20 protein-coding genes are annotated in these 24,377 nt (G+C 67.2%); 12 read left to right on the top strand and 8 right to left on the bottom strand.

Features of this window, described 5'->3' with window-relative positions:
* Positions 1–14: 14 nt before the first annotated feature.
* From ftsA to ligA, 5 genes are all read left to right on the top strand, one after another.
* Complete coding sequence (ftsA, locus tag AC1ROX_RS12530; RefSeq protein ID WP_493125935.1) at positions 15–1,250, top strand: cell division protein FtsA; 1,236 nt, start codon at positions 15–17, stop codon at positions 1,248–1,250.
* Positions 1,251–1,400: 150 nt separating this feature from the next.
* The gene (ftsZ, locus tag AC1ROX_RS12525) at positions 1,401–3,152 is read left to right on the top strand and encodes a cell division protein FtsZ (RefSeq protein ID WP_493125933.1); all 1,752 of its coding nucleotides are present in this window, start codon (positions 1,401–1,403) and stop codon (positions 3,150–3,152) included.
* Positions 3,153–3,260: 108 nt separating this feature from the next.
* Positions 3,261–4,082, top strand: coding sequence for an outer membrane protein assembly factor BamD (locus tag AC1ROX_RS12520; protein WP_493125931.1), 822 nt, complete (start codon positions 3,261–3,263; stop codon positions 4,080–4,082).
* Positions 4,083–4,091: 9 nt separating this feature from the next.
* Entirely contained in the window at positions 4,092–5,765 is a 1,674-nt protein-coding gene (gene recN, locus AC1ROX_RS12515) for a DNA repair protein RecN (protein WP_493125929.1), read from the top strand.
* 9 nt (positions 5,766–5,774) lie between these two features.
* The gene (gene ligA, locus AC1ROX_RS12510) at positions 5,775–7,943 is read left to right on the top strand and encodes an NAD-dependent DNA ligase LigA (protein WP_493125927.1); all 2,169 of its coding nucleotides are present in this window, start codon (positions 5,775–5,777) and stop codon (positions 7,941–7,943) included.
* 18 nt (positions 7,944–7,961) lie between these two features.
* Here the strand turns inward: ligA and AC1ROX_RS12505 are convergent, their stop codons facing one another.
* On the bottom strand, positions 7,962–9,971 hold the full coding sequence (locus tag AC1ROX_RS12505) for an aminopeptidase P family protein (RefSeq protein WP_493125925.1): 2,010 nt from the start codon (positions 9,969–9,971) through the stop codon (positions 7,962–7,964).
* Between the two features lie 210 nt (positions 9,972–10,181).
* On the opposite strand from AC1ROX_RS12505, the gene AC1ROX_RS12500 reads away from it, so the two are divergent.
* Entirely contained in the window at positions 10,182–10,589 is a 408-nt protein-coding gene (locus AC1ROX_RS12500) for a YjiS-like domain-containing protein (RefSeq protein WP_493125923.1), read from the top strand.
* A 68-nt stretch (positions 10,590–10,657) separates the two neighbouring features.
* On the opposite strand, the gene AC1ROX_RS12495 is transcribed toward AC1ROX_RS12500, so the two are convergent.
* From AC1ROX_RS12495 to AC1ROX_RS12475, 5 genes are all read right to left on the bottom strand, one after another.
* A complete protein-coding gene (locus tag AC1ROX_RS12495) occupies positions 10,658–11,545 on the bottom strand; it encodes a 50S ribosomal protein L11 methyltransferase (RefSeq protein WP_493125921.1) in 888 nt (295 codons plus the stop codon).
* Positions 11,542–12,564 (bottom strand): ABC transporter ATP-binding protein, encoded by a 1,023-nt coding sequence (locus AC1ROX_RS12490; RefSeq protein ID WP_493125919.1) that lies wholly within the window; start codon positions 12,562–12,564, stop codon positions 11,542–11,544. Before AC1ROX_RS12490 ends, AC1ROX_RS12495 begins: the two co-directional genes overlap by 4 nt.
* A complete protein-coding gene (locus AC1ROX_RS12485) occupies positions 12,561–14,249 on the bottom strand; it encodes an ABC transporter permease (protein WP_493125917.1) in 1,689 nt (562 codons plus the stop codon). The genes AC1ROX_RS12490 and AC1ROX_RS12485 overlap by 4 nt, the downstream gene beginning before the upstream one ends.
* Positions 14,250–14,413: 164 nt before the next feature.
* Positions 14,414–15,739: an ABC transporter substrate-binding protein gene (locus AC1ROX_RS12480; protein WP_493125915.1), complete on the bottom strand. Its 1,326-nt coding sequence runs from the start codon at positions 15,737–15,739 to the stop codon at positions 14,414–14,416.
* A gap of 25 nt (positions 15,740–15,764) precedes the next feature.
* On the bottom strand, positions 15,765–18,056 hold the full coding sequence (locus AC1ROX_RS12475; RefSeq protein ID WP_493125913.1) for an ATP-dependent helicase: 2,292 nt from the start codon (positions 18,054–18,056) through the stop codon (positions 15,765–15,767).
* 93 nt (positions 18,057–18,149) lie between these two features.
* Here AC1ROX_RS12475 and AC1ROX_RS12470 point away from each other — a divergent pair, with 93 nt between their 5' ends.
* The 6 genes from AC1ROX_RS12470 (at position 18,150) to AC1ROX_RS12445 (ending at position 23,325) form a co-directional block, all read left to right on the top strand.
* On the top strand, positions 18,150–19,157 hold the full coding sequence (locus AC1ROX_RS12470) for a S1C family serine protease (protein WP_493125911.1): 1,008 nt from the start codon (positions 18,150–18,152) through the stop codon (positions 19,155–19,157).
* Positions 19,158–19,249: 92 nt separating this feature from the next.
* On the top strand, positions 19,250–20,206 hold the full coding sequence (locus AC1ROX_RS12465; RefSeq protein WP_493125909.1) for an MBL fold metallo-hydrolase: 957 nt from the start codon (positions 19,250–19,252) through the stop codon (positions 20,204–20,206).
* Positions 20,207–20,273: 67 nt separating this feature from the next.
* Positions 20,274–21,851: an FAD-dependent oxidoreductase gene (locus AC1ROX_RS12460; protein ID WP_493125907.1), complete on the top strand. Its 1,578-nt coding sequence runs from the start codon at positions 20,274–20,276 to the stop codon at positions 21,849–21,851.
* Between the two features lie 10 nt (positions 21,852–21,861).
* Complete coding sequence (locus AC1ROX_RS12455; RefSeq protein ID WP_493125905.1) at positions 21,862–22,080, top strand: DUF2783 domain-containing protein; 219 nt, start codon at positions 21,862–21,864, stop codon at positions 22,078–22,080.
* Positions 22,077–22,832 (top strand): SDR family NAD(P)-dependent oxidoreductase, encoded by a 756-nt coding sequence (locus AC1ROX_RS12450; protein WP_493125903.1) that lies wholly within the window; start codon positions 22,077–22,079, stop codon positions 22,830–22,832. Before AC1ROX_RS12455 ends, AC1ROX_RS12450 begins: the two co-directional genes overlap by 4 nt.
* A complete protein-coding gene (locus AC1ROX_RS12445; protein ID WP_493125901.1) occupies positions 22,822–23,325 on the top strand; it encodes a GNAT family N-acetyltransferase in 504 nt (167 codons plus the stop codon). The genes AC1ROX_RS12450 and AC1ROX_RS12445 overlap by 11 nt, the downstream gene beginning before the upstream one ends.
* Here the strand turns inward: AC1ROX_RS12445 and AC1ROX_RS12440 are convergent.
* Together AC1ROX_RS12440 and AC1ROX_RS12435 are read right to left on the bottom strand one after the other, a co-directional pair.
* Positions 23,303–23,821 (bottom strand): thioesterase family protein, encoded by a 519-nt coding sequence (locus tag AC1ROX_RS12440; protein ID WP_493125899.1) that lies wholly within the window; start codon positions 23,819–23,821, stop codon positions 23,303–23,305. The genes AC1ROX_RS12445 and AC1ROX_RS12440 overlap by 23 nt on opposite strands.
* A gap of 8 nt (positions 23,822–23,829) precedes the next feature.
* Positions 23,830–24,342: a thioesterase family protein gene (locus AC1ROX_RS12435; protein WP_493125897.1), complete on the bottom strand. Its 513-nt coding sequence runs from the start codon at positions 24,340–24,342 to the stop codon at positions 23,830–23,832.
* Between the last annotated feature and the right edge of the window lie 35 nt (positions 24,343–24,377).

Here is a 24,377-nt window from a genome sequence, read left to right as displayed (position 1 = left end):
AGACGGGGGACATCGTGGCGAAGACGAGAAATGGCGTCATAGCGGCGCTCGACATCGGAACGAACAAGGTCGTTTGCTTTGTTGCCCGTGTCGACGGACAGGGGCTCCGCGTGGTCGGCATCGGCCATCAGCCCGCGCTCGGGATGCGCTCCGGCAACATCGTCGACATGGAAGCCGCCACCCGCGCCATCTCCTCCGCCGTGTCGACCGCAGAGGAAATGTGCGGCGAGCAGGTGCGCGACGTCATCGTCGGCGTGAGCGGCGGCTCGGCCGCCTCGCACAATCAGAGCCTCGAAGTCGCGATCGGCCATCACGAGATCGGCGAGCGCGACGTCCGCCGCGTCCAGCAGCACATCCAGCTCCCGGCCGAGACGGCCGACCGCGACATCATCCATTCCGCCGCCATCGGCTACACGGTCGACGGCACGCCGGTCCGCGACGCCCGCGGCATGTTCGGCGAGCGGCTGGGCGTCGATGTCCATTTGGTGACCGCGGCGAGCGGCGCGATGCGCAACCTGCAGGTCTGCGTGCGCCGCGCCCACCTCGAGATCGCCGACCGCGTGGTCGCCGCCCATGCCGCGGGCCTCAGCTCGCTGGTCTCGGACGAGCGTGACCTCGGTGTGACCCTGATCGACATGGGCGCCGGCACGACGTCGATCGCCGTCTTTTATGAAGGCCACCTGGTGCACGTCGATTCGATCCCGGTCGGCGGCGAGCATGTCACGCGCGACATCGCGCGCGGCCTGTCGACCCCGGTCGCCCATGCAGAGCGGATGAAGACGCAGATCGGCCGCGCCGTCATCAAGCCCAACGACGAGTACGACATCATCGATGTGCCGCTGATCGGCGAGGAAGATCGCACGCGGCCCAACCACATTCCGCGTTCGATCCTCGTCGGCATCATTCGTCCGCGAGTCGAGGAGACGTTCGAGCTCGTGCGCAGCCGACTCGAAGCATCTGGTGTGGATAAGTTGGCCGGCGGACGCGCTGTTTTGGTCGGCGGCGGCTGCCAACTCGATGGTGTTCCCGAAGTCGCCGCCGCGATTCTCAACAAGAAGGTGCGCACCGGTGCACCGCTCCGTCTTGCGGGACTCGCGGATTCGACAGGCGGGCCGGCATTTTCCGCAGCCGCCGGTCTTCTGTCCTTCGCGCTCCAGAATCATGCGGTGACGCAAAGCCAACCGGCGGCGAACGAAGTACCGTCGAGTCGAATCGGCCGGATTGGCAGTTGGATTAGAGAAAACTTTTAGGCAATATGTTGTGCGGGATAAGGCAGATCCCACAGGCTATAGACATAAAGACAAGAAAAAGCCGGTGGCGGTGAAGGGTCTCTAACAAAACAGGAGGTCCACGCTGTCGCTCCGAGCAGATAACCCCCTCGTTTGCGTGGAGAAAACCGAATGACAATCAACCTCAGTCTCCCTCAGACGGAGTCCGAGATTAAGCCGCGCATTACCGTCGTCGGTGTCGGTGGCGCGGGCGGAAACGCCGTCAACAACATGATCAGCGCTGCGCTGGAAGGCGTGGAGTTCATCGTTGCGAATACCGACTCGCAGGCGCTCAGCCAGTCGCTCGCCGACCGGCGCGTGCAGCTCGGCATCACCATCACCCAGGGACTTGGCGCCGGCGCACGGCCCGAGGTCGGCCGCCAGGCCGCCGAGGAAGCGCTGCCCGAGATCCTTCAGCTCCTCGACGGCGCGAACATGGTGTTCGTCACCGCCGGCATGGGCGGCGGCACCGGCACCGGTGCGGCGCCCGTCATCGCCGCCGCGGCGCGCGAGCAGGGCATCCTCACCATCGGCGTCGTGACCAAGCCGTTCCACTTCGAAGGCCGCCGCCGCATGCAGTCGGCCGAGCAGGGCATCACGGAGCTGGAGAAGGTTGTCGACACGCTGATCGTCATCCCCAACCAGAACCTGTTCAAGATCGCCAACGAGAAGACGACGTTCGCCGACGCCTTCAAGATGGCCGACGACGTGCTGCACATGGGCGTGCGCGGCGTCACCGATCTCATGGTCATGCCGGGCCTCATCAACCTCGACTTCGCCGACATCCGCACCGTCATGGGCGAGATGGGCAAGGCGATGATGGGCACGGGCGAGGCGGAAGGGCCGGACCGCAGCCGCGTCGCTGCTGAGTCGGCGATCTCCAACCCGCTGCTGGAAGATCATTCGATGAAGGGCGCCAAGGGCGTTCTCATCAACATCACCGGCGGCCTCGACATGACGCTGCACGAAGTCGACGAAGCGGCCAACCGCATCCGTGAGGAAGTGGACGGCGACGCCAACATCATCTTCGGCTCGACCTTCGATGCCACGATGGATGGCCGCATGCGCGTGTCGGTGGTCGCCACCGGCATCGCCGCCATGGCTGCCCAGCAGCCCGCGCCGAACTACCTGTCGCTCGACATGAACCGGCCGATGCAGACCGGCCAGCCGGCGCTCAGCCGCCCGGTCGCGCCACCGATGGGTCGCGTCGCCATGCCGGCCGCTGCCGTGGCCGCGCCGGCACCGGTGATGCCGGCCGCTCCCGTCGCGCCGCCGGCTCCGCCGGTCGCCGTTGCACCGCCGGCTCCAGTGTACGAAGCGCCGGTCGCTGCTGCCGCTCCGGCTGCACCGATGATGGCTTCGATGCCGACGCCTGCTCCGGCGTACGAAGCGCCGTTCGAAGAGCCCGTGATGGAAGCGCCGGTCGCCCCGGCGCCCGCACCGATCCCGGCTCCCGTCGCGGTCGCGCCGGCTCCGGCGCCCGCGCCGGCAGCCCCGCAGCGTCCGCTGGTCGACGAGAACGACTGGCGCATCAGCCGTCCCTCGACGGCCAAGGCACCCGTGCGGGCCGAACCGGTCACGCGGCCGACGGCCGCCCGCCCGGCGACCGACAATCGTGCGCCGAACCTGTTCCAGCGCATCACCGGTGCTTTCTCGGCACCGAAGCCCGCGACGACGGCAGCCGCTCCGGCCGAGCCGCCCGTCGCGCGTCCGGCGCCCGCGCCGGCCCCTGACAATGTCGTTGCGGTGGCCCCGAAGGCTCCGGTTTCGCGCCCCGCGCCGGTCCAGACCTCGATCAGCCTTGATGTCACGGAGCGTGCGAAACCCGCGCGCGATGATGACGACCTGCAAATTCCGGCATTCCTGCGGCGGCAAGCCAACTGACGCAGGAATTCTGCTCTTCACGCATCTTCCTGAGGGGCCGTCCGGCCCCTCTTTTTTTCGCTGGCACATGATATAACGCGCCGGCACGAAGTTCATTGCGGATGGGACATGTCGAAGTTGGTTGTGGGTAAGGGCCGTCGCATCGTTGCGGGGCTGGCGCTGGCCTTGGCGGCGTTCGGACTGTCCGCATGCGGCGGCTCGGACGACGACAAGTACGTCGAGCAGCCCGTCGAGCAGCTGTACAATCGCGGCCTCGATGCCCTTGGCCAACAGGAATACAAGACGGCGGCCAAGAGCTTCGAAGAGGTCGATCGCCAGCATCCCTATTCGGTGTGGGCGACCAAGGCCCAGATCATGGCGGCCTTCGCTTATTACCAGTCCAACAAGTACGACGATGCCATCATCGCGTTGGATCGCTTCATCCAGCTCCATCCCGGCCATCGCGACCTGCCCTACGCCTACTATCTGAAGGCGCTCTGCTACTACGAGCAGATCTCCGACGTCGGCCGCGACCAGCGCACCACCCAGCAGGCACTCGATGCGCTGGCCGAGGTCGTGAAGCGTTTCCCCGAATCGCCCTATGCCCGCGACGCGCGCCTCAAGGTCGAGCTCTGCATCGACCATCTTGCCGGCAAGGAGATGGCGGTCGGCCGCTACTACCAGACCAACCAGCAGTATGTCGGCGCCATCAACCGCTACCGCGTGGTGATCGAGCGCTACCAGACGACGACGCATGTGCCCGAGGCGCTGCACCGGCTGGTCGAGACCTACCTCGCGCTCGGCGTGAAGAGCGAGGCCCAGGAAGCGGCGGCCGTGCTCGGCTACAATTTCCCCGGCAGCGAATGGTATCAGGACAGTTACTTCCTGATGACCGGCGAGGGCACACGGCCGGCCGACGAGAAGCGCGGCTGGTTCTCCAGCATCTTCTGACCGTCCGGCATGCTCGCCACGCTTTCGATCCGCGACTTCGTGCTGATCGAGAAGCTCGACCTCGATTTCGCTCACGGCGGCGGCCTCGGCGCGCTGACCGGTGAGACCGGCGCCGGCAAGTCGATCCTGATCGACGCGCTGGGCCTGGCGCTGGGCGCCCGTGCCGAATCGGGCGCGGTGCGGCGCGGCGCTGCCCAGGCCTCGATTGCCGCCTCCTTCGATCTGCCGCGCGACCATCCTGCGCGATCGGTCCTCGCCGAGCAGGGTCTCGACGAAGAGGACGTCCTGACCTTGCGCCGCATGATCGGCGCCGACGGGCGTGGCCGTGCCTTCGTCAACGACCAGCCGGCCTCGGTCGCGCTGCTGCGCCGGCTCGGCGACACGCTGGTCGAGATCCAGGGGCAGATGGAACAGCACGGCCTGCTCGACACGGGAACGCACCGCGCCTCGCTCGACGCCTTCGCCGGCCTGGAGAAACAGGCGGCGGCCGTTGCCTCCACGTGGACGGCCTGGCGATCCGCCGAGCAGGCTCACGCCGACGCGCAGGCGACGGAAGAGGCAGCGCGGCGCGATGAGGACTTCCTGCGCCACGCGGTGAAGGAACTGGATGCCCTGGCGCCGAAGGCCGACGACGAGGAGACGCTGGCGAGCGAACGTCAGCTGTTGCGGGCCGGCAGTGCGCTGGGCGAAGCGGTCACCCAGGCGCTGGGCGAGCTGGAGCAGGGCCGCGGCGCCGTCGCGAGCCTCCGGACCGCGCATCGCCTGGTCGAACGCAATGCCGACAAAGCCGCGGGCCGGCTCGATGCGCCACTGGCGGCGCTCGATCGGGCGCTCAGCGAGGCGACGGAAGCACAGGCCCAGCTCGAGATGGCGCGTGACGGGCTGGAGTTCGATCCGGCGCGACTCGAGAAGATCGAGGAGCGGCTGTTTGCGTTGCGGGCGCTCGCGCGCAAGCACAATGTCGCCGTGGCCGGGCTTGCGGCGCTTTCGGAGAAGTTCTCGGCGCAGCTCGCGGCGCTCGACGATGGCGAGGCCGGGCTGAAGAAGCTCGCCGCCGCGGCGAAGGCGGCACGCGCGGCCTACGTGACCGCCGCCGAAACGCAGGCGGCCGCGCGGCGCAAGGGTGCGGCCAAGCTCGACAGGGCGGTGGCCGCCGAACTGGCGCCGCTCAAGCTGGAGCGGGCGAAGTTTGTCACCGAGGTGGCGGCCTTGCCTGAAGCCGAATGGTCGGGGGCGGGCACCGATCGCGTGCAGTTCACCGTCTCGACCAATCCCGGCGCGCCGCCGGCGCCGATTGCCAAGATCGCGTCCGGCGGCGAGCTCTCGCGCTTCCTGCTGGCACTCAAGGTCTGCCTCGCCAAGGTCGGCGACGCACCGACCATCGTGTTCGACGAGGTCGATTCGGGCATCGGCGGCGCCACTGCGGCGGCCGTCGGAGAGCGCTTGAAGCGGCTGGCCAGGGACGTGCAGGTGCTGGTCGTCACCCATTCGCCGCAGGTCGCCGCGGTCGCCGACCGCCACTGGCTGATCCGCAAGACCACGACGCGCACGGCCGCCAGCACCGACGTGCTGGCCCTGGACGCTACGGGCCGCCGCGAGGAGATCGCGCGCATGTTGTCGGGCGCCGAAGTGACCGTGGAGGCGCGCGCCGCAGCCGATCGCTTGCTGGCGACGGCAGGCTAGGAGCGCGCGATGTCCCGGGCAGCGAAGGTCGTGGCCGCACTTGCGGTCGACAAGATGACGGAGCGGCAGGCGCGGGGCGAGCACAAGCGCCTGGCCGAGGAGATCGTCCACCACGACAAGCTCTATCACGAGAAGGACGAGCCGGAGATCTCGGACGCCGAGTACGACAAGCTTCGTCAGCGGCTGAAGGCGATCGAGGCGCGCTTCCCGCAGATCGTCGACATGTTCAGCCCGACGCAGAGGGTCGCGCCGACGCCGACGACGGCCTTCGCCAAGGTGACGCATCGCCGGCCGATGCTGTCGCTCGACAACTGCTTCACCCTTGAGGAGCTGCAGGAGTTCCTCGACCGCGTGCGCCGCGGCCTGGAGCGTGAGACCAACATCGGGCCCGAGGACGAGATCGCTTTCAGCTGCGAGGCCAAGATCGACGGTCTGTCGATCAGCCTGCGCTACGAGGATGGCGAGTTCGTGCAGGGCGCGACGCGCGGCGACGGCACCACGGGCGAGGACGTGACGGCCAACCTGCGCACGGTGAAGGACATCCCGCACGCGCTGAAGGCGCACGGCAAGGACGGGTTCCCGAAGTCGATCGACGTGCGCGGCGAGGTCTATATGGAGCGCGAGGCGTTCCAGGAGATGAACCGGCGCCAGGAAGAGGCGGGCGAGAAGACCTTCGCCAACCCGCGCAACGCCGCGGCGGGCTCGCTGCGCCAGCTCGACGCGAGCATCACCGCGACGCGCCCCCTGCGCTTCTTCGCCTATGCCTGGGGCGAGGCCGAGCCGCGCTCCTGGAAGACGCACAGCGAATACCTGAAGCTGCTCAAGGCGTGGGGCTTCAAGACCAATCCCCTGACCGAGCTCTGCCGCACGCCGGACGAGGTGCGCGCCTTCTACGAGAAGATCGCCGTCGAGCGTCCGTCGCTGCCCTATGACATCGACGGCGTCGTCTACAAGGTCGACCGCATCGACTGGCAGGAACGCCTGGGCTTCGTGAGCCGTGCGCCGCGCTGGGCGACGGCGCACAAGTTCCCGGCCGAACAGGCGCGGACGCGATTGAATGCGATCAACATCCAGGTCGGCCGCACCGGCGCGTTGACACCGGTGGCCGATCTCGAGCCGGTAAACGTGGGCGGTGTCATGGTGGCGCGTGCAACCTTGCACAATGCCGACGAGATCGAGCGGCTCGACGTGCGGGTCGGCGACATGGTGACGATCCAGCGCGCCGGCGACGTGATCCCGCAGGTGCTGGGCTTCGTGCCCGAGGAGCGGCCGAAGAATGCCAGGAAGTATCACTTCCCCACGCATTGCCCCTGTCCGCTCGAGACCGAGGTGAAGGCCGAGGAGGGCGGCGTGGTGCGGCGCTGCTCCGGCGGCCTCGAATGCCCGTTCCAGCAGGTCGAGCGCCTGCGCTACTTCGTGTCGCGCAACTGCTTCGACATCGAGGGGCTGGGCGGCACGCACATCGAGAACTTCTTCAACGACGGGCTGCTCAAGGTGCCGGGCGATATCTTCCGGCTGCCCAAGCACGAAGCCGACATCAAGAAGCGCGAGGGCTGGGGCGACCTGTCGGTGCGAAACCTCATCGCCGCCATCGAGGCGCGCCGCACCATCTCGCTCGACCGCTTCATCAACGCCATCGGCATCCCGCTGATCGGCGAGGCCACGGCCAAGATCCTGGCGCAGGAATACGGCGATGCCGATGCCTGGCTGGGCGAGATGCTGGCCGCCGCAAAGGAGCGCGAGACGCATCCCGATGCGGCGAAGAAGGAGAAGGCCTCCGAGACGGTCGGGCCGAGCTACGGCCGGCTCTGCAACATCGAGCAGATCGGCGTCACCACGGCGGACGCGATGTGCGCCTTCTTCGGCGAAGGCCACAATGTCGAAATCATCCGCGACCTGCTGAAGCAGCTCGAGGTCCAGCGGGTCGAGCGCCGCGTCGTCGCCGCCGATGCCAGGCTCAAGGACAAGATCGTGGTGTTCACCGGCGAGCTGTCCACGATGACCCGCGACGCCGCCAAGGCGCGCGCCGAGGAACTGGGCGCCAAGGTCACCGACTCCGTATCGAAGAAGACCAGCCTCGTCGTGGTGGGCGAGAATGCCGGCTCGAAGGCCCGCAAGGCCGCCGAACTCGGCGTGCAGACGATGACGGAAGAAGAGTGGGTGAAGCTCAGCGAGTAGCTTCCACCGTTTGCCTCGTCAAATCGCCCGCGTTGCCTCAGCGAGCCACGCACGGGTCTCATCGTCCACGTTGGGACCGACCGTCTCGCGCACCCGGCGGTGATAGTCGTTGAGCCACTGACGCTCGGTCTCGGTCAGCAGGCCCGTCTCAATGCAGGCGAGGTGGATCGGCGCCAGAGTCAGCGTCTCGAATTCGAGGTAGCGGCGGTCGGCGCCCGCGATCTCGACCTCCTTCACGGCGACGAGATTCTCGATGCGGATGCCGTAGGCCCCGGTCTTGTAGTAGCCGGGCTCGTTGCTGACGATCATGCCCGGCTGCAGCGCGACCGAGTTCGGCATCTTGGAGATGCGATGCGGGCCCTCGTGCACCGACAGGTAGGCGCCGACGCCGTGCCCGGTCCCGTGATCGTAGTCGAGGCCGACCTGCCACAGCGCGTAACGCGCCAGCACGTCGAGCTGCGAGCCGGTCGTGCCCACCGGGAAGCGGGCGCTGGCCAGCGCGATGTGTCCTTTGAGGACGCGCGTGAAGCGGTCGCGCATTTCCGGCGAGGGCGTGCCGACGGCCACGGTGCGGGTGATGTCGGTGGTGCCGTCGCGATACTGGCCGCCGGAATCCACGAGATAGAGGCTGCCGGGCTCGAGCGTGCGCTCGGTCGCCTCGGAAGCGCGGTAATGCACGATGGCGCCGTTGGCGCCGGCGCCGGAGATGGTGTCGAAGCTCAGGTCGCGCAGCTTGCCGGTTTCCTCGCGCAACGCCTGCAGGCGGTCCGACACCTCGATCTCGCGTAAGCTTCCAGTGCTTGATTTGTGGTCGAGCCACTGCAGGAAGCGGCTGACGGCGGCGCCGTCGCGGCGATGCGCGACGCGGATGCCTTCGAGCTCGACCGCGTTCTTGCAGGCCTTGGGCAGCGAGATGGGATCGGCGTCGCGCACCAGCGTCGCGCCGGCGCCTTGCAGCCGCGTCGCGGCCCAGTAGGGCGCGGTCGAGGTCTCGACCAGAACGCGCTTGCCGATCTTGCCCAGCATGTCGAGCGCGCTGCCCAGCTCCTCGGGCGGCGCCAGGGTCACGGCATTGCCCAGCCACGACACGGTGCGGTCGGGGATCTTGCGGCGGTCCATGTAGAGGTCGACATGGCCGTCGGCATGGATCAGCGCGAAGCCCAGCGCGAACGGCGTGCGCGGGACGTCGCCGCCGCGCACGTTCAGCAGCCAGGCAATCGAATCCGGCGCGGTGATCAGGGCGACGTCGGCGTTCTTCGAGGCGAGCGTCTCGGCAATGCGGGCGCGCTTGCTCTCGCTGGTCTCACCGGCGAATTCGACGGGGTGCGGCAGCACGGGCGCGAGCGGCGCCGGCGGCCGGCCGTGCCACACGCTATCGACGGGATTGGACTCGACCGGCACGAAGCTGCCGCCGGCCCGCTGGCAGGCGCGGGCGAAGCGATCGTATCCGTCGGCTGTCTGCAGCCAGGGATCGAAGCCCAGCTTGCCGCCCTTGGGCAGGTTGTCGGCGATCCATTGCTCGGCCGATTGCTCGGGAATCTGGTGCGGCTCGAAGGCCTTGATGTCGACCTGGTCGCGGACGGCCAACGTATAGCGGCCGTCGATGAAGATCGCCGCGCGGTCGGCCAGCACGATGGCCAGGCCCGCCGAGCCGCTGAAGCCGGTGAGCCAACCCAGCCGCTGCGAGCGCCGCGGCACATATTCGCCCTGATGCTCGTCCGCACGGGGCACGACGAAACCGTCGAGGCCGCGCCGCTTCAGCTCGGCCCGGAGGTCGGCGAGGCGCGCGGCCGGGGCGGGGCTGGCCTCCAGCCCATCGTCGGCGCCGGCCAGCTCCGCCCGCCACGCAGACAGCGCCCGGGTCATCTCGGCGTCGGAATCGGGGTCGATCAGCTCGACCCATTCCGGCCCGGACAGACTTTCCGGGGCGGCGGCGACGCCGCGCATCAGGGAATCGAGCGCGGCCGGGTCGGCGCTGCGACCGCGCTTGCGGAGAAGGGCGAGGACGTCGTCGGGCGGGGAACTCATGTCTCTCAAACCCTACGCGCGGCACTGGGTTCAGGCAAACTGAGCAATTTTTGTTCTCTCGCAGGTGCGAAATGCCAAAATATGATGCGTCATGCGCTCGGTGCATAGCGACTGTTCAGGGTCTGCACTTATCCTTGTAAACCAACGCTCTATATTCCTCGGGTGCGGTGCAGCAAAAACTATCGCGCCGCACAAAAGAAGGAGACTATCATGATGACCCAGCCGATTCGGACCTTTAAGGATCTGACCAGCGAAACTGCGCCGGCAGGGGGAAACGCGAATTCCAAGTTCGGCTTCACCGTTGACGATCGCCGCCTGATCGAGCTCCGCGCCCGCTATGCGCGTGCCGAGATGCTGGCGAACGCATTGGGCGACGCGATCCTGTGGATCGGCCGCCTATATGATCGCGCCGTCGGCGGGATCAAGGCCGACCTGAAGCTGCGCGCCGCCGAGGCCCAGCTGCACCGCATGAGCGACCGCGAACTGTCGGACCTCGGCCTGTGCCGGGCCGACATCACCTTCGCGATCCGCGAGGCCGCTGAAGGCGTCACCCCGCAGTTCGCGGGTGCCGGCGAGCGGGTTCCCGCGGCCAACCAGAACCTGCGCCGCGCGGCGTAGCCGATTGTTGAGTAGCGTAGCGTAAGCGTACGAGGGCCGGCGAGAGCCGGCCCTTTCGTTTTGTGGTCTCAGTTCCGGCGCAGGACCAGGCTGCGCCACCAGGCGCCGCCCGTCTCGAGGTCGATGCGGCGCTCGAAGACGAAGCCGCGGCGGCCATAGGCGGCAAGGATGTTGGCCGCCTGTTCGACCAGCAGGCCGCTCAGCAGCACGCGGCCGCCGGGGTGGACCGACGCGCCGAAAACCTCGGCGAGATCGAGCAGCGGCCCGGCCAGGATGTTGGCCACGATCAGGTCGTAGGGCGCACGGCTCGACAGTTCGTCGGCCTGCAGGCCTGAGGACACGAAGAAGGAGCAAAGTTCGGGCACGCCGTTCAGCCCGGCATTCTCGCGCGCGACCTCGACGGCCTCGGCATCGTTGTCGCCGCCGATCACCGGCCGCTTCCAGAGCTTGGCCATCGCGATGGCGAGGATGCCGCTGCCGCAGCCAACATCGACGGCGTTGACCGTCTCCGCCGGATCGAGGGTCGCCAGCATCTCCAGGCAGCCGCGCGTCGTGGCGTGCGTGCCGGTGCCGAAGGCCAGGCCGGCGTCGATGCGCAGCGGCAGCAGGCCCTCGGGCCGCCCTTCGGGGACGTGCGACGGATGCACCCAGAAAGGCCCGACCGCGAAGGGCCGGAAGGAGCGCTGGTTCTCGGCCACCCAGTCGATGTCGGGCAGCTCTTCCCAGCGCCAGTCCGGCACGGCGAGGCCGAGTGCCTCGGCCGCGGCGTCGATTGCCGTCTCGACCAGCGCCTCGTCCCCTTCGCCGAAAATGTCGATGCGCCACGGCCCGTCGCGCGAGACCTCGCAGCTCGCGACGATGAAGCCTTCCTCGCCCAGCCGTTCTTCCAGCAGGATTTCCCAGTCGGCGCGCTGCACCGCCGGGGCGACGAAGCCTGCCTTGCGTACCTTATTCATGCGGGAAGGAAGAGCATGCGCTGGGGTGGCAAGTCCACGCCCACATGGTCGCCGACGCTGCGCAATTCGCTGCCGGACTGGAACGGCGTCTCGATCAGGATTTCGCTTTCGCCGATGCGCACGCCGTAGCGCACGGTCGCGCCCAGGAATTCGCGGTGAGTCACCGGACCACGTAGGGGCGCACTTTCCGGCGCCGACAGGGCGGCATGCTGGGGCCGAAACACCAGGCGTTTACCGGAAGGAATGGGCACGCCGGCCCGCTCGTCGAGGATGTTCGCGGAGCCCAGGAAGTTCGCGACGAAAAGATTGGCGGGGTTTTCATAGAGCTCCATCGGCGTGCCGACCTGCTGGACCCGGCCGGCATCCATCACGGCGATGCGGTCGCAGATCGTGTTGGCCTCTTCCTGGTCATGGGTCACGAAGATCGTCGTGAGGCCGAGCCGCTGCTGCAGAGACCTCAGCTCGCGGCGCACGCTCACGCGCATCTTGGCGTCGAGATTGGACAGCGGCTCGTCGAGCAGCAGCACCTTGGGTTCGATGGCGATGGTGCGCGCCACGGCCACACGCTGCTGCTGTCCGCCCGAGAGCTGGGCGGGCCGCCGCTCGGCGTAGGCGACGAGACCCACAAGTTCGAGCGCCTGCGCAACGCGCCGGTCGATCTCGGCGCGCGGCAGGCGACGCTCTTCCAGGCCAAAGGCGACGTTCTTCGCTACGGTCATGTGCGGCCACAGCGCGTAGCTCTGGAACACCATGCCGACGTCGCGCTTCCACGGCGGCAATGGTGCTACGTCCTGGCCGTCGAGCAACACCTTGCCGGTCTGTGCCTGCGCGAAGCCCGCGATCAGCCGAAGAAGGGTGGTCTTGCCGCAGCCCGAGGGACCGAGGAAGGCGAAGAACTCGCCGGGGCGGATCGAGAGGGCGACATCCTTCAGCACATGCGTCGCGCCATAGGAAAGGTTCACGCCCGTGATCTCGATGCCCACGGCCTTTTGCGCCTGCGACATGGTCGTCTCCGTCATATATCGAGGCCCCGGGCGCGTTGCGAGCGGTCGACCGCTAGCTGCGACAGCCACATGCAGATCGCCACGATCAGCACGGCGATCACGCCCAGCGCCGCGCCGGCGCCGCGTCCGGCCGGGGTCTGCATCAGCACGTAGAGTCCATAGGCCAGCGGCGCGTCGGAGTTGGACTGCACGAGGATCAGCACGGCCGACAGCTCGACCGCGGCCGTCGCGAAGCTGGTGACGAAGCCGGCGAGCAGTCCACCGGTCATCAGCGGGATGACGACCCGCCGCACCGTGCGGGCCTTGGTGGCGCCGAGGTTTTCCGCGGCCTCCTCCAGTGAGACCGAGATCTGTTGCAAGGCGGCGTAGGCGGCGCGCAGCGCGTAGGGCAGGCGGCGGATGGCGATGGCCAGCACGATGACGATCCAGAGGGTCGCCAGCGGCGTGCCGTCGGGCAGGCTGACACCGTAGAAGGCGCGCAGATAGCCGATGCCCAGCACCACGCCGGGCACCGCGAGGGCGGTGCTGGCGGCCCAGTCGAGCCATTGGCGTCCCGGCAGGCGCGTGCGCAGGACGAGATAGGCGATGGCGCCGCCGATCACGACGTCGATGGCCGCCGCGAGGCCGGAATAGAGCAGCGTGTTCTTGATGTAGACCGAGCTGTCGCCCAGCACGCGCGTGTAATGGGCCAGCGTGTAGCCGTCGGGCAGGGGGCTGTAGGACCAGACGGTGGCGAAGGAGAGCAGTACGAGCCCGACATGTGGCGCCAGCACGAGAAAGAGGATCAGGATCACGACGCCATAGGCCAGCACCTGCTCGCGCGGCCGCAGCTTGCGCCGGGCGAGGCCGCCGCCGCCGCGCTGGGTCGTGGCGTAGTCCTTGCCCTTCATGACCAGGGCCGTCGCCCACATGGTCGCCACGGCGACGAGGATCAGCACGACGGAGATCACGTAGCCCATCGGATCGTCGATGCCGATCGAGGTGATGCGCAGATAGGCCTGCGGCGCCAGCATCTCCTTCACGTTGAGCAGCAGCGGCGTCGCCACGTCGTCGAACACCTTCACGAAGACCAGGCTGGCACCGGCGATGTAGCCGGGCAATGCCAGCGGCAAGGCGATGCGGCGGAACAGGCGTAGCCCGTGCGAGCCCAGGTTCTGCGCCGCTTCTTCCATGCTGCGGTCGATGTTGCGCAGCGCCGCCGACAGGTTGACCAGGATGAAGGGGAAATAGTGGATGGACTGCAGGAAGATGACGCCGTTCAGCCCTTCCATGAAGCCGATCTTGAAGTCGAACCATTCGTCGAGCAGCAGGTTCACCGAGCCGTTGCGCCCGAACAGGAGCTGCATCGCCACCGCGCCGACAAAGGGCGGCATGATCAGCGGCAGGAAGCCCAGGGTCTGCACCAGCATGGCGCCGCGGAATTCGAAGCGCGTCGTGAGATAGGCCAGCGGCAGAGCCAGGGCCGATGCCCACACGACCGTCATTCCCGAGACGTAGACCGAGTTCCAGAACGAACGCACGAACAGCTCGGTGCGCCCGAAGTCGAGGAAGTTGACGAGCGTGAGTCCGCCGCCGCCTTTCTCGGTGAAGGCGACGTAGACCACGGTCGCCACCGGCACGAGCAGGAAGATGCCGAGGAAGAGCGCAATGGCGAGGGCGAGCGCGACCTGGCCCGGAGAGCGCGTTCCCGCGAGGGCCATCAATGCTTACCTGTCTTCAATGGAAGCACAGTGAGAGTCCAATAAACGGTGTCATCCCGAGCGAAGCGAGGGACTTTTCCTCAAGCAGGACAAAGGTCCCTCGCTTCGCTCGGGATGACAACGTTTCTGTAAATCGCAAAGCGACTCGCCGGAAGCAGGTACGATCAGCGCGTCAGCTTCAGCGCCTCATCGGCCTTGGCCTTGGCGGCGGCGTACTTCTCCTTGGCGAAGGCGGCCCATTGCTGCTCCAGCTCGGCCTGGCGCGCCGACTTTTCCTTGGCCCCGGTGAACGCCGCCTTGATCTCGGGCGAGGCGGCCTGGGCCTCGGTGATCGGCATGGCGGCGATCAGGTCGCGGGCTTCCTTGGCGAGCGCGCGGGCCTGGGCATTGTCCTTCTGCTTCAGCGCCGCATCGACCTCGTGCAGCGTCTTGGTCACCGCCTTCAGCGGCTCGAGCTGGAAGGTGATGAGCTGGTCGAACAGCGTGTCGACGGCGGCGGTGCGGCTCTCCGACAGCTCGGCGTTGAAGGTCAGGAGTCCCTGGAGGTTCTTGTCCTTGAACGGGTTGGGATAGTCGGCCGGCGCTTTGGCATAGGTCTCGGGGCGCACCGGCAGGCGGCGGATCGTCGGTTCCAGCAGCACTTCCTGGCCGGTGGGCGAGAGCAGGAACTCGATAAAGGCCTCGGCGCCGGCCTTGTTCGGGGCGTTGGCGACGACACCCACATTGGCCGGCACCAGCGTCGTCACCGACGGATAGACGAACTTCACCGGGAAGCCAGCGCCCTGCGAGGAGAAGGCGAAGAAGTCGATCACGATGCCGTAGCCGACCTGGCCCGAGTTCACCGCTTCCGGCACGCCGAACGAACGATCGGTCACGGTGCGCAGGTTGCCGGCGATGTCCTTGGTCGTGCGCCAGCCTTTGTCCCAGCCCTCGCCCTGCAGGATCGTCTCGATCGTGAGATGCGTCGTGCCCGAGCGCGACGGCGCCGAGATCGACACATGGTCGAAGTAGGGCGCCTGCGCGAGGTCCTGCCATTCCTTCGGCGCCGGCAGCTTGTTGGCCTTCACGTAGCGCTCGTTCCACATGATGCCGTAGCCCGAGGCGGCGAAACCCGAATAGAAGCCGTCCTTGTCGTTCACCGGATAGGAGCCGACCTTCTCGGCGATGCCGGCGGCCTTGGGCTTGTAGGCGGACAGCAGCTTCTTGCCCTTCAGCACCTCGAAGGCGTCGGGGGCGGAGGCCCAGAACAGGTCGACCTGGTTGTTGCCCTTGGTCTCCTCGATGAACTTCACGCCGGCATTGGTGTTGCGGTTCTGCACTTCCAGCGTGGCGCCCGGCACGGCCTTCTCGAAGGCCTTCTTGATCGGGTCGGTGACATCCTTGGAAAACGAGGTGACCACCGTCACCTTGCCGGTCTGCGCAAAGCCGGCGCCGGAAACGAGCACGAGACCCAGGGCCGAACCGAGGGCAAGGGCAGAGCGGCGGAACATGGCGTTTCTCTCCTGTGATTCTTTCTCAGGCTGCTTCGATGAAACTGTCGAGCACCTTCTTGGGGCCGGCCTTCTCGAATTCGATATCGAGCTTGTTGCCGTCGACGGCGACGATGCGGCCGTAGCCAAATTTCTGGTGGAAGACGCGCTGGCCGATGCTGAGGTCGACCCGGTCGCCCTCGGTGGCGCGACGATCGTCGGCGGTCTCGTCGCGATAGCGACCGCGCCGGCCAGGGACACCCAGGCTCTCATATTCGAAGCCGCTGGCCTGGTCGCGCAGGCCGCCATGGTGACCGGCGGAGTAAGTCGCATAGAGGCCGGCATCGCTGCTCTCGGCGAGCTGGGCCTGGGGCAGTTCGCGCAGGAAGCGCGACGGGATGGCGGCCTGCCACTGGTTGAAGACGCGGCGGTTGGCGGCGAAGGAGACATAGGCCCGCTTGCGCGCCCGCGTCAGGCCGACATAGGCCAGCCGGCGCTCTTCCTCGAGGCCGGCCAGGCCCTTGTCGTCGAGCGCGCGCTGGTTGGGGAACAGGCCTTCCTCCCAGCCCGGCAGGAAGACCGTGTCGAACTCCAGCCCCTTAGCGGCGTGCAGGGTCATCACGCTCACCATGTCCGTGTCGTCGCGCGACGCCATGTCGGTGAGCAGCGCGACATGCTCCATGAAGGCGGGCAGCGAATCGAATTCCTGCAGCGCGTTCACGAGTTCCTTCAGGTTCTCGATCCGGCCCTCGGCTTCAGGCGAGCGGTCCAGGCGCAGCATGTCGGAGTAGCCCGACTCGTCGAGGATGGTTTCGACCACCTCGACATGGCTCATGCCGTCGAGCATGGCGCGCCAGCGCTCGAAGTTGCGGATCAGGTCGCCCAGCGCCTTGCGCGGCCGCGCCTTCAGCTCGTCGGTCTCGAGCGCCCGCCGCGTCGCCTCGAACAGAGAGATCTTCTGCGTCCGCTGGATCAGCCGCAGCGTGCGCAGCGCCGATTCACCCAGGCCGCGGCGCGGCGTGTTGTAGATGCGCTCGAAGGCGAGATCGTCGTCGTGCTGGATGGTGACGCGGCAATAGGCCAGCGCGTCGCGAATCTCCTGGCGCTCGTAGAAGCGCGGCCCGCCGATCACGCGATAGGGCAGGCCCATCGTAATGAAGCGTTCCTCGAACTCGCGGGTCTGGAAGCCGGCACGCACCAGGATGGCGATCTGCGCCAGCCGGTGCTTGTCGCGCTGCAGCGCCTCGATCTCCTCGCCGATGGTGCGCGCTTCCTCGTCGCCGTCCCACACGCCGCGCAGCGAGATGCGCTCGCCTTCCTTGGCGTCGGTCCACAGCGTCTTGCCGAGGCGGCCTTCGTTATGGGCGATGAGATGCGAGGCGGCGGCCAGGATGTGCGGCGTCGAACGGTAGTTGCGCTCCAGCCGCACGATGGTGGCGTTGGCGAAATCCTTCTCGAAGCGCAGGATGTTGCCGACCTCGGCGCCGCGCCAGCCGTAGATCGACTGGTCGTCGTCGCCGACGCAGCAGACATTCTCCGTGCCCTGTGCCAGCAGCCGCAGCCAGAGATACTGGGCGACATTGGTGTCCTGGTATTCGTCGACCAGGATGTGGCGGAAGCGGCGATGATAGATCGCCAGGATGTCGGGATGCTTCTGCCACAGGGTGACGCAATGCATCACCAGGTCGCCGAAATCGACGGCGTTCACCTCGGCGAGGCGCTCCTGGTACTGGCGGTAGATGTCGGCCGCCCGGCCGCCCGCGAATTCCCCCGCCTCGTCGCCTGAGACTTTCTCGGGCGTCAGCGCGCGGTCCTTCCAGCGCTGGATGATCCCGGACAGGATCCGCGCCGGCCACTTCTTGTCGTCGATCCCCTCCGCCTGCAGGAGCTGCTTGATCAGCCGCGTCTGGTCGTCGGTGTCGAGGATGGTGAAATTGCTCTTCAGCCCGATCAGCTCGGCATGGCGGCGCAGGACGCGCACGCCGATGGCGTGGAAGGTCCCGAGCCACATCCCGTCCGCGGCGCCGCCGATCAGGCTCGCCACGCGGTCGAGCATTTCGCGGGCCGCCTTGTTGGTGAAGGTGACGGCCAGGATCTGCGACGTCCGGGCCTGGCCGGTGATCAGAAGGTGGGCGATGCGGGTGGTCAGCACGCGGGTCTTGCCCGTGCCGGCGCCGGCCAGCACCAGCAAAGGCCCGCCGGCATGCGTTACGGCCTGCCGCTGCTCGTCGTTCAGCCCGTCGAGATGGGCCAGGGACGCAACGGCGCGCCGCGCCGGCATGGGATCGGCCGGGACGGGGTCATCGGTGATTTCGAACGGATCGGCGGGGGGCGCCATGAACCGTCATATAGCAATCGGGGCGGCGGACGCCTATCTTTGAGACTGTGGACGCGCTTGGTGCGCGCGGAGGTAAAGCGGATGGCCCGAGGGTTGAACGGTTCCGCAAACGGCGCTGGCCATTGGCCGCCGCCCGGCGAAGAGGGCGTGATCGCCCGGACTCCCGGTGGTGGTTCGAACCTGCCGCCGTTGGTCGCGGCGGCGTTGCCGGCCGTGGTCGGCGTCAGGACGACGATCCCGGAGACCCGCCGTTCGGCCCAGACTTTGGGCACGGAGCGTGAAGGTCACGGCATCCTGGTCGACGAGGAGGGACTGGTCCTCACCATCGGCTATCTCATCATGGAAGCCGACACGGTCACCATCACCGACATCGATGGCAACGAACTGGCCGCGCGCATCGTCGGCTACGACTATGAAAGCGGCTTCGGCCTGGTGCGGACCGAGGTGCCGATCCCGCAGAAGCCGATGCGCTTCGGCGATTCCGATACCCTGTCCTTGCGCGGCGAGGCCTATGTCGCGGGCCTGGGCGGCGAGAAGGCGGCGCTGAAGGTCAAGGTCGCCGGCCGGCGCGAATTCGCCGGCTACTGGGAGTACCTGCTCGACAATGCCATTTTCACCGTGCCGGCCTATCCGCTGTGGGGCGGCTCGGCACTGATCGGCCTGGAGGGTGAGTTGCTGGGTGTCGGCTCGCTGCTGGTGCAGGAGGCGCTGGGTCCCGGGTCGCCGGCATTTCCCGGCAACATGTACGTGCCGATCAACCGGCTGAAGCCGATCTTCGAGGAGCTGGTGACCACCGGCCGCCTGTCGACCCCGCCGCGCCCGTGGCTCGGCCTCTACACGGTCGAGCATATGGGCCAGCTCGTGGTCGGCGGCATTTCCGACGGCGGACCGGCCGACCGCGCCGGCCTGCAGCGCGGCGACATCCTGCACATGTTGAACGGCGAGGTTCTCGACGATGTCGGCGACTTCTATCGCAAGCTCTGGGCGATCGGCCCGGCGGGCTCGGTGGTGAAGCTCAAGATGGAACGCGACAACGACACGTTCGAGGTCACGGTCCGCACCGGCGACCGCGGCGGCTATCACAAATACGGAACCGACTGATCGCCGCTGTAACAGGGACCTGTGAATAGCCCGCTTTGACTTCCCGCCTGCCCGCTGCATAGGTTCACGGCAACCAGAAACGGGGGATGACGATGGCCAAGGCGTTCGCTTCGCAGGCGGATATGACGGACAAGAAGATCACCTTCAGCCGTCTCTCGGAGCACGCCTACGCCTTCACGGCGGAAGGCGATCCCAATACCGGCATTGTGGTCGGCGACGACGCGGTGATGGTGATCGACGCCCAGGCGACGCCGAAGATGGCGGAGCAGGTGATCGAGCGCATCCGCACCGTCACCGACAAGCCAATCAAATACGTAGTGCTGTCGCATTATCACGCCGTCCGCGTGCTGGGGGCCAGTGGCTACAGCCCCGAACACATCATCTGCAGCGAGGCGACGCGCGACATGATCGTCGAACGCGGCGCGCAGGACTACAAATCCGAGCTTCAGCGCTTCCCGCGCCTGTTCCAGGCGGCGGAGACCGTTCCCGGCCTGACCTGGCCCACCATCACCTTCAACGACCGCATGACCCTGTGGCTGGGCAAGCTGCAGGTCGACATCATCCATGCCGGCCGCGGCCACACCAAAGGCGACACGATCGTCTGGCTGCCCGAGGAGCGGACCTTGTTCAGCGGCGATCTCGTCGAATACGGCGCCACGCCCTATTGCGGCGATGCGCACTACAAGGATTGGCCGGAGACCCTGCAGAAGCTGCGCGACCTCAAGGCCGAGGCGCTGGTGCCCGGCCGCGGCGACGCGCTGATCGGCGAGGGGCCCGTCGAGGAAGGCATCGCCGGAACGCAGGCCTTCCTGAGCGATCTCTACAAGGTTGTGGAGAAGAGTGCCGAGAGCGGCGACTCGCTGAAGCAGGCCTACGACAAGGCGATGGCCGCGCTGCAGCCGCGCTACGGCAACTGGGTGATCTTCGAACATTGCATGCCGTTCGACGTGTCGCGCGCCTACGACGAGGCCAAGGGCCTCGACCATCCGCGCATCTGGACCGCCGAACGCGACATCGAGATGTGGGCGGCGCTCGAAAAGGCCGAGTGACGATGCTCGCCTTGGAGCGCGCCACTCCAGTGGCGCATCATGAGCGCCACTGGAGTGGCGCGCTCCCATGAGCTCTTACACTTACCGCCACTACCCCTACGTCAAACCGCCTGAACTCGACGGCAGAAGCGCGCACCGGCCGGTCGTGATCGTCGGCGCCGGCATGGCAGGGCCGACTCTCGCACTGGCGTTGGCACAGCGTGGCGTGCCGTCGGTCGTGCTCGACGAGGACGACACGGTGAGCCTCGGCAGCCGCTCGATCTGCCAGGCCAAGCACAGTCTCGAGACCTGGGACCGTTTCGGCATCGCGGCCCGCATGGTCGAGAAGGGGATCACCTGGGAACAGGGCGAACTCTATCTCCACGACAGGCCGGTCTTCCGCTTCAACCTGCAGCCCGAGCCTGGCCACAAGTTTCCGGCCTTCGTGAATTTGCAGCAGTATTACGTGGAGGAGTATCTCTACGAACGCTGCCTCGCCGAGCCCCTGGTCGAGCTGCGTTTCCGCAACAAGGTGGTTGCCGTTGCGCCCGGCGACGAAGGCGTAACGGTCAAGGTCAAGACGCCGGACGGCTGCTACTTACTCGATGCCGACTGGCTGGTCGCCTGCGACGGCGTGCGCAGCACGGTGCGGCACCTGATGGACTTGCCCTATCCGGGAGAGGTCTTCCATGACCGCTTCCTGATCGCCGACATCAGGCTTTTGAGCGAGCTGCCGAAGGAACGGCGCTTCTGGTTCTATCCGCCGTTCCATCCGACCAACTCCGTCCTGCTGCACCGCCAGGCCGACAATGTGCTGCGGGTCGATTTCCAGCTCGGTCCCGATGCCGATCCGGAAGAGGAGAAGAAGCCCGAGAACATCGACCGGCGCCTCCGCCAGATGTTCGGTCCTGAAGCGCACTGGGAGCATGAATGGACCAGCGTCTACACCTTCACCTGCCGCATGATGGAGCGCTTCGTCCACGGGCGGGTGATCTTTGCCGGAGACGCCGCGCACGTGGTCTCGCCGTTCGGTGCCCGCGGCGGCAACGGCGCGATCGCCGATGTCGATAACCTCGCTTGGAAGCTGGCGATGATCCTTCACAAGACGGCGCCCGCTTCGCTGCTCGACAGTTATTGCAGCGAGCGCCGCGCGGCGGCGCGCGAGAACATCCTGAACTCGACGCGCAGCACGGACTTCATCACGCCGAAGTTCCCGGCCTCGCGCGCCTTCCGTGATGCCACGCTCGCGCTGGCGCGAGACTTTCCCTTCGCCCGCGCGCTGATCAACAGCGGCCGCCTGTCGGTGCCGACCGGACAGGCCGGCTCGCCGCTCGATACGGCCGACGCCGATACCGATTGGACACGCGGACCGGCACCGGGCCGGGCGATGCTCGATGCGCCGATGGGAGAGGGATGGCTCATCGATCGGCTGGGAGCGGACTTCACAGTGCTGACCTTTGCCGATCGCGAGGCGCCATTGACGGATCTCCCGCCCGGCGCGAGCGGCGTCTGCATTGCAGGCGACGGGCTGGCGCGCCAGCGCTACGATGCGAGGCCCGGGACGACCTATCTCGTTCGTCCCGACCGCTACATCGCCGCCCGCTGGCGCCGCTTCGACAGCGCCGCGATCGCGTCGGCGATCCGGCGGGCGACCGGAAACGGCTGAGGAGACCGAAATGGCCGACACGCCGACTGGCGCGCTGCGCCGCACGTTGAACCTTGCGCGCCCCGACGACGTTTACAACGCGATCGTCGACGCGCACCGGGATCTTACCGACGAGCAATGCCGCGCCTTCGATGCGCGGTTGATCCTGCTGCTGGCCAACCATGTCGGCGACGAGGCGGTGCTGCGCGAGGCACTGACCGCCGTCCGCGACACGATGGAGGAGACATGAAGGATACGCTCACCGGCCGCCTGGCCCTGGTCACCGGCGCAGGCCGCGGCAACGGCGCCGCCATTGCGCGCGGCCTCGCCGCGGCCGGCGCGCGCGTGATCGTCACCGACATCGATCTCGACGCGGCGCGCATCATCGCCGACAGCATCGTCAAGGCGGGCGGCGAGGCGCGTGGCCATGCGCTCGATGTCACCGACGCCGAGAGCTGCAGCAAGCTCGCCCAGGACATTTCCCTGCTGGTCGGTCCGATCAGCATCCTCGTGAACAATGCCGGCATCTTTTTGCGCGGCGGCCTGACCGAACCGGACGGACGGGCGCGCTGGGAGCGCACGATGGAGGTGAACGTCCAGGGGCCGTTCAACGTCACCATGGCCTTCGTCGAGCAGCTGAAGCACACGAAGGGCAGCATCGTGAACATCGCCTCGATCAACTCGTTCGTGGCGCCGGCCGGCAGCGGCGTCTATCCGGTGTCGAAGGGTGCGATCGCCCAGTTCACGCGCGCATTGGCCAGCGAGCTGGCGCCGGATGGCGTGCGGGTCAACGCGCTGGCGCCCGGCATCATCGCCACGGCGATGACCGAGGTGACGCGCGCCGATCCGAAGAAGCTGGAGGGTTTCCTGGCCCATGTGCCGATGAAGCGGGTCGGCCAGCCGGAAGAGCTGGCTGGGCCTGTCGTATTCCTGTGTTCGGAGGCGGCGAGTTACATCACTGGCGCCATCCTGCCGGTCGATGGAGGGTATCTTGGCGTCTGATTTGGATAAGCTCGTGGTGCGGCCGGCGACGGTCGAGGATGTCGATACGCTGCACCGCTTCTCGGTCGATCTCGCGACCTACGAGGACGAGCCCGATGCCGTCGGCTCGATGCCGCAGACGCTTGCGCGCGACGGGTTCGGCGAGAACCCGCAATTCGCCGCACTGATCGCCGAACGCGGGGCCAAGCCCGTGGGCTTCATCCTCTACACGTTCAACTATTCCGTCTGGACCGCGGCGCGCGGCATCTTCATCGAGGATATCTGGGTCGTTCCCGAGGAACGCCGCGGCGGCGTCGCCCGCGCCCTGATGCAGGGCCTCGCGCAGGAATGCGTGGCCAGGGGCTACAAGCGTATCGACCTCAACGTGCTCGACTGGAATCCGGCGCGCGGCTTCTACGAGCGCCTGGGCTATCGCTGGATCCGCAACTGGCTGCCTTACCGCCTGAGCGGCGAGGCGCTGGCCGCGCTCGCTAGCTCTTCTTCGAAAGACTGATGACGCGGCCGGCCTTGGCCGGCTTGGGCAGGACCTTGTGGGTCTCCCAGATCGCATCGAGGCGCTCGGTCACCGGCACAGGCCAGGGGCCGGAACGCCGCGTCTCGTAGTTGATGTTCATGACGATGGTCTCGTTGGTCGCCGCCAGGTAATCCTGCTCGGCGTGATACATCTCGTGGAAGAGATGGACCTTCTTGGCATCGCGGCCGAGGAGCTGCGTCGTGAAGCGCAGCGGCGCGCCCTCGCGGACCTCGCGGTCGTAGGTGACATGGGTCTCGAGCACGAAGGTCATGCCGAGCTTGCCGTCGACGTAGCGGCGGCCCAGCCCCATGTTGCGCATGAAGGCGCCCGAGGCCTGGTCGAAGGCCGTGACGTAGAAGGCCACGTTCATATGGCCGTTCCAGTCGACCCACTCCGGAACCACCGTGGAACGGTGGGTATCGAGCGGGGCGCGCGTGATGAGTTCGGGAAGTTCGTACGGCAGGGACTGAAGCATGGACGCTGTTACTTCTTCTTGATTCCGATGAGGCGACCGGCCTGGCTGGGCCGGGGGAGGGCGGCGTGGGCCGCAGCGAGCTGCTCGATACGCGCCATGGCGAAGTCCGGCCAGGGGGCGGAACGCCGCGAGGCATAGTCGATGTTCATCAGCATCAGCTCGTTGGTCGCGGCGAGATAGCCCTCCGCCGCGTGGTACATCATGTGGATGTAGTGGATGCGCTTGGCGTCGTGGTCGAGGATCTGCGTGGTGATGCGCAGCCCGTCGCCTTCCTTGACCTCGCGGTCGTAGGTCACGTGCGCCTCGAGCACGAAGGTCATGCCGATCTTGTCGCGCGTATATTCGTAGCCGCAGCCGAATTGCTGGCAGAGCGTGTCCGTCGCCTTGTCGAAGGCCACGACGTAGTAGCCGACGTTCATGTGGCCGTTCCAGTCGATCCAGTCGGACAGCACGGTGGCGGGATGGCGATCGAGCGGCGCCGCGAGGTCGAGATCGATCATGGGGTACGGAGCTAATTTCATGCGAGCGACCGTAGCGAAGGGGCCTGAGGCACCGC

It is taken from the genome of Reyranella sp. GW821-FHT14A01 (assembly GCF_058803965.1).
This window is presented reverse-complemented; position numbering and strand designations above follow the sequence as displayed.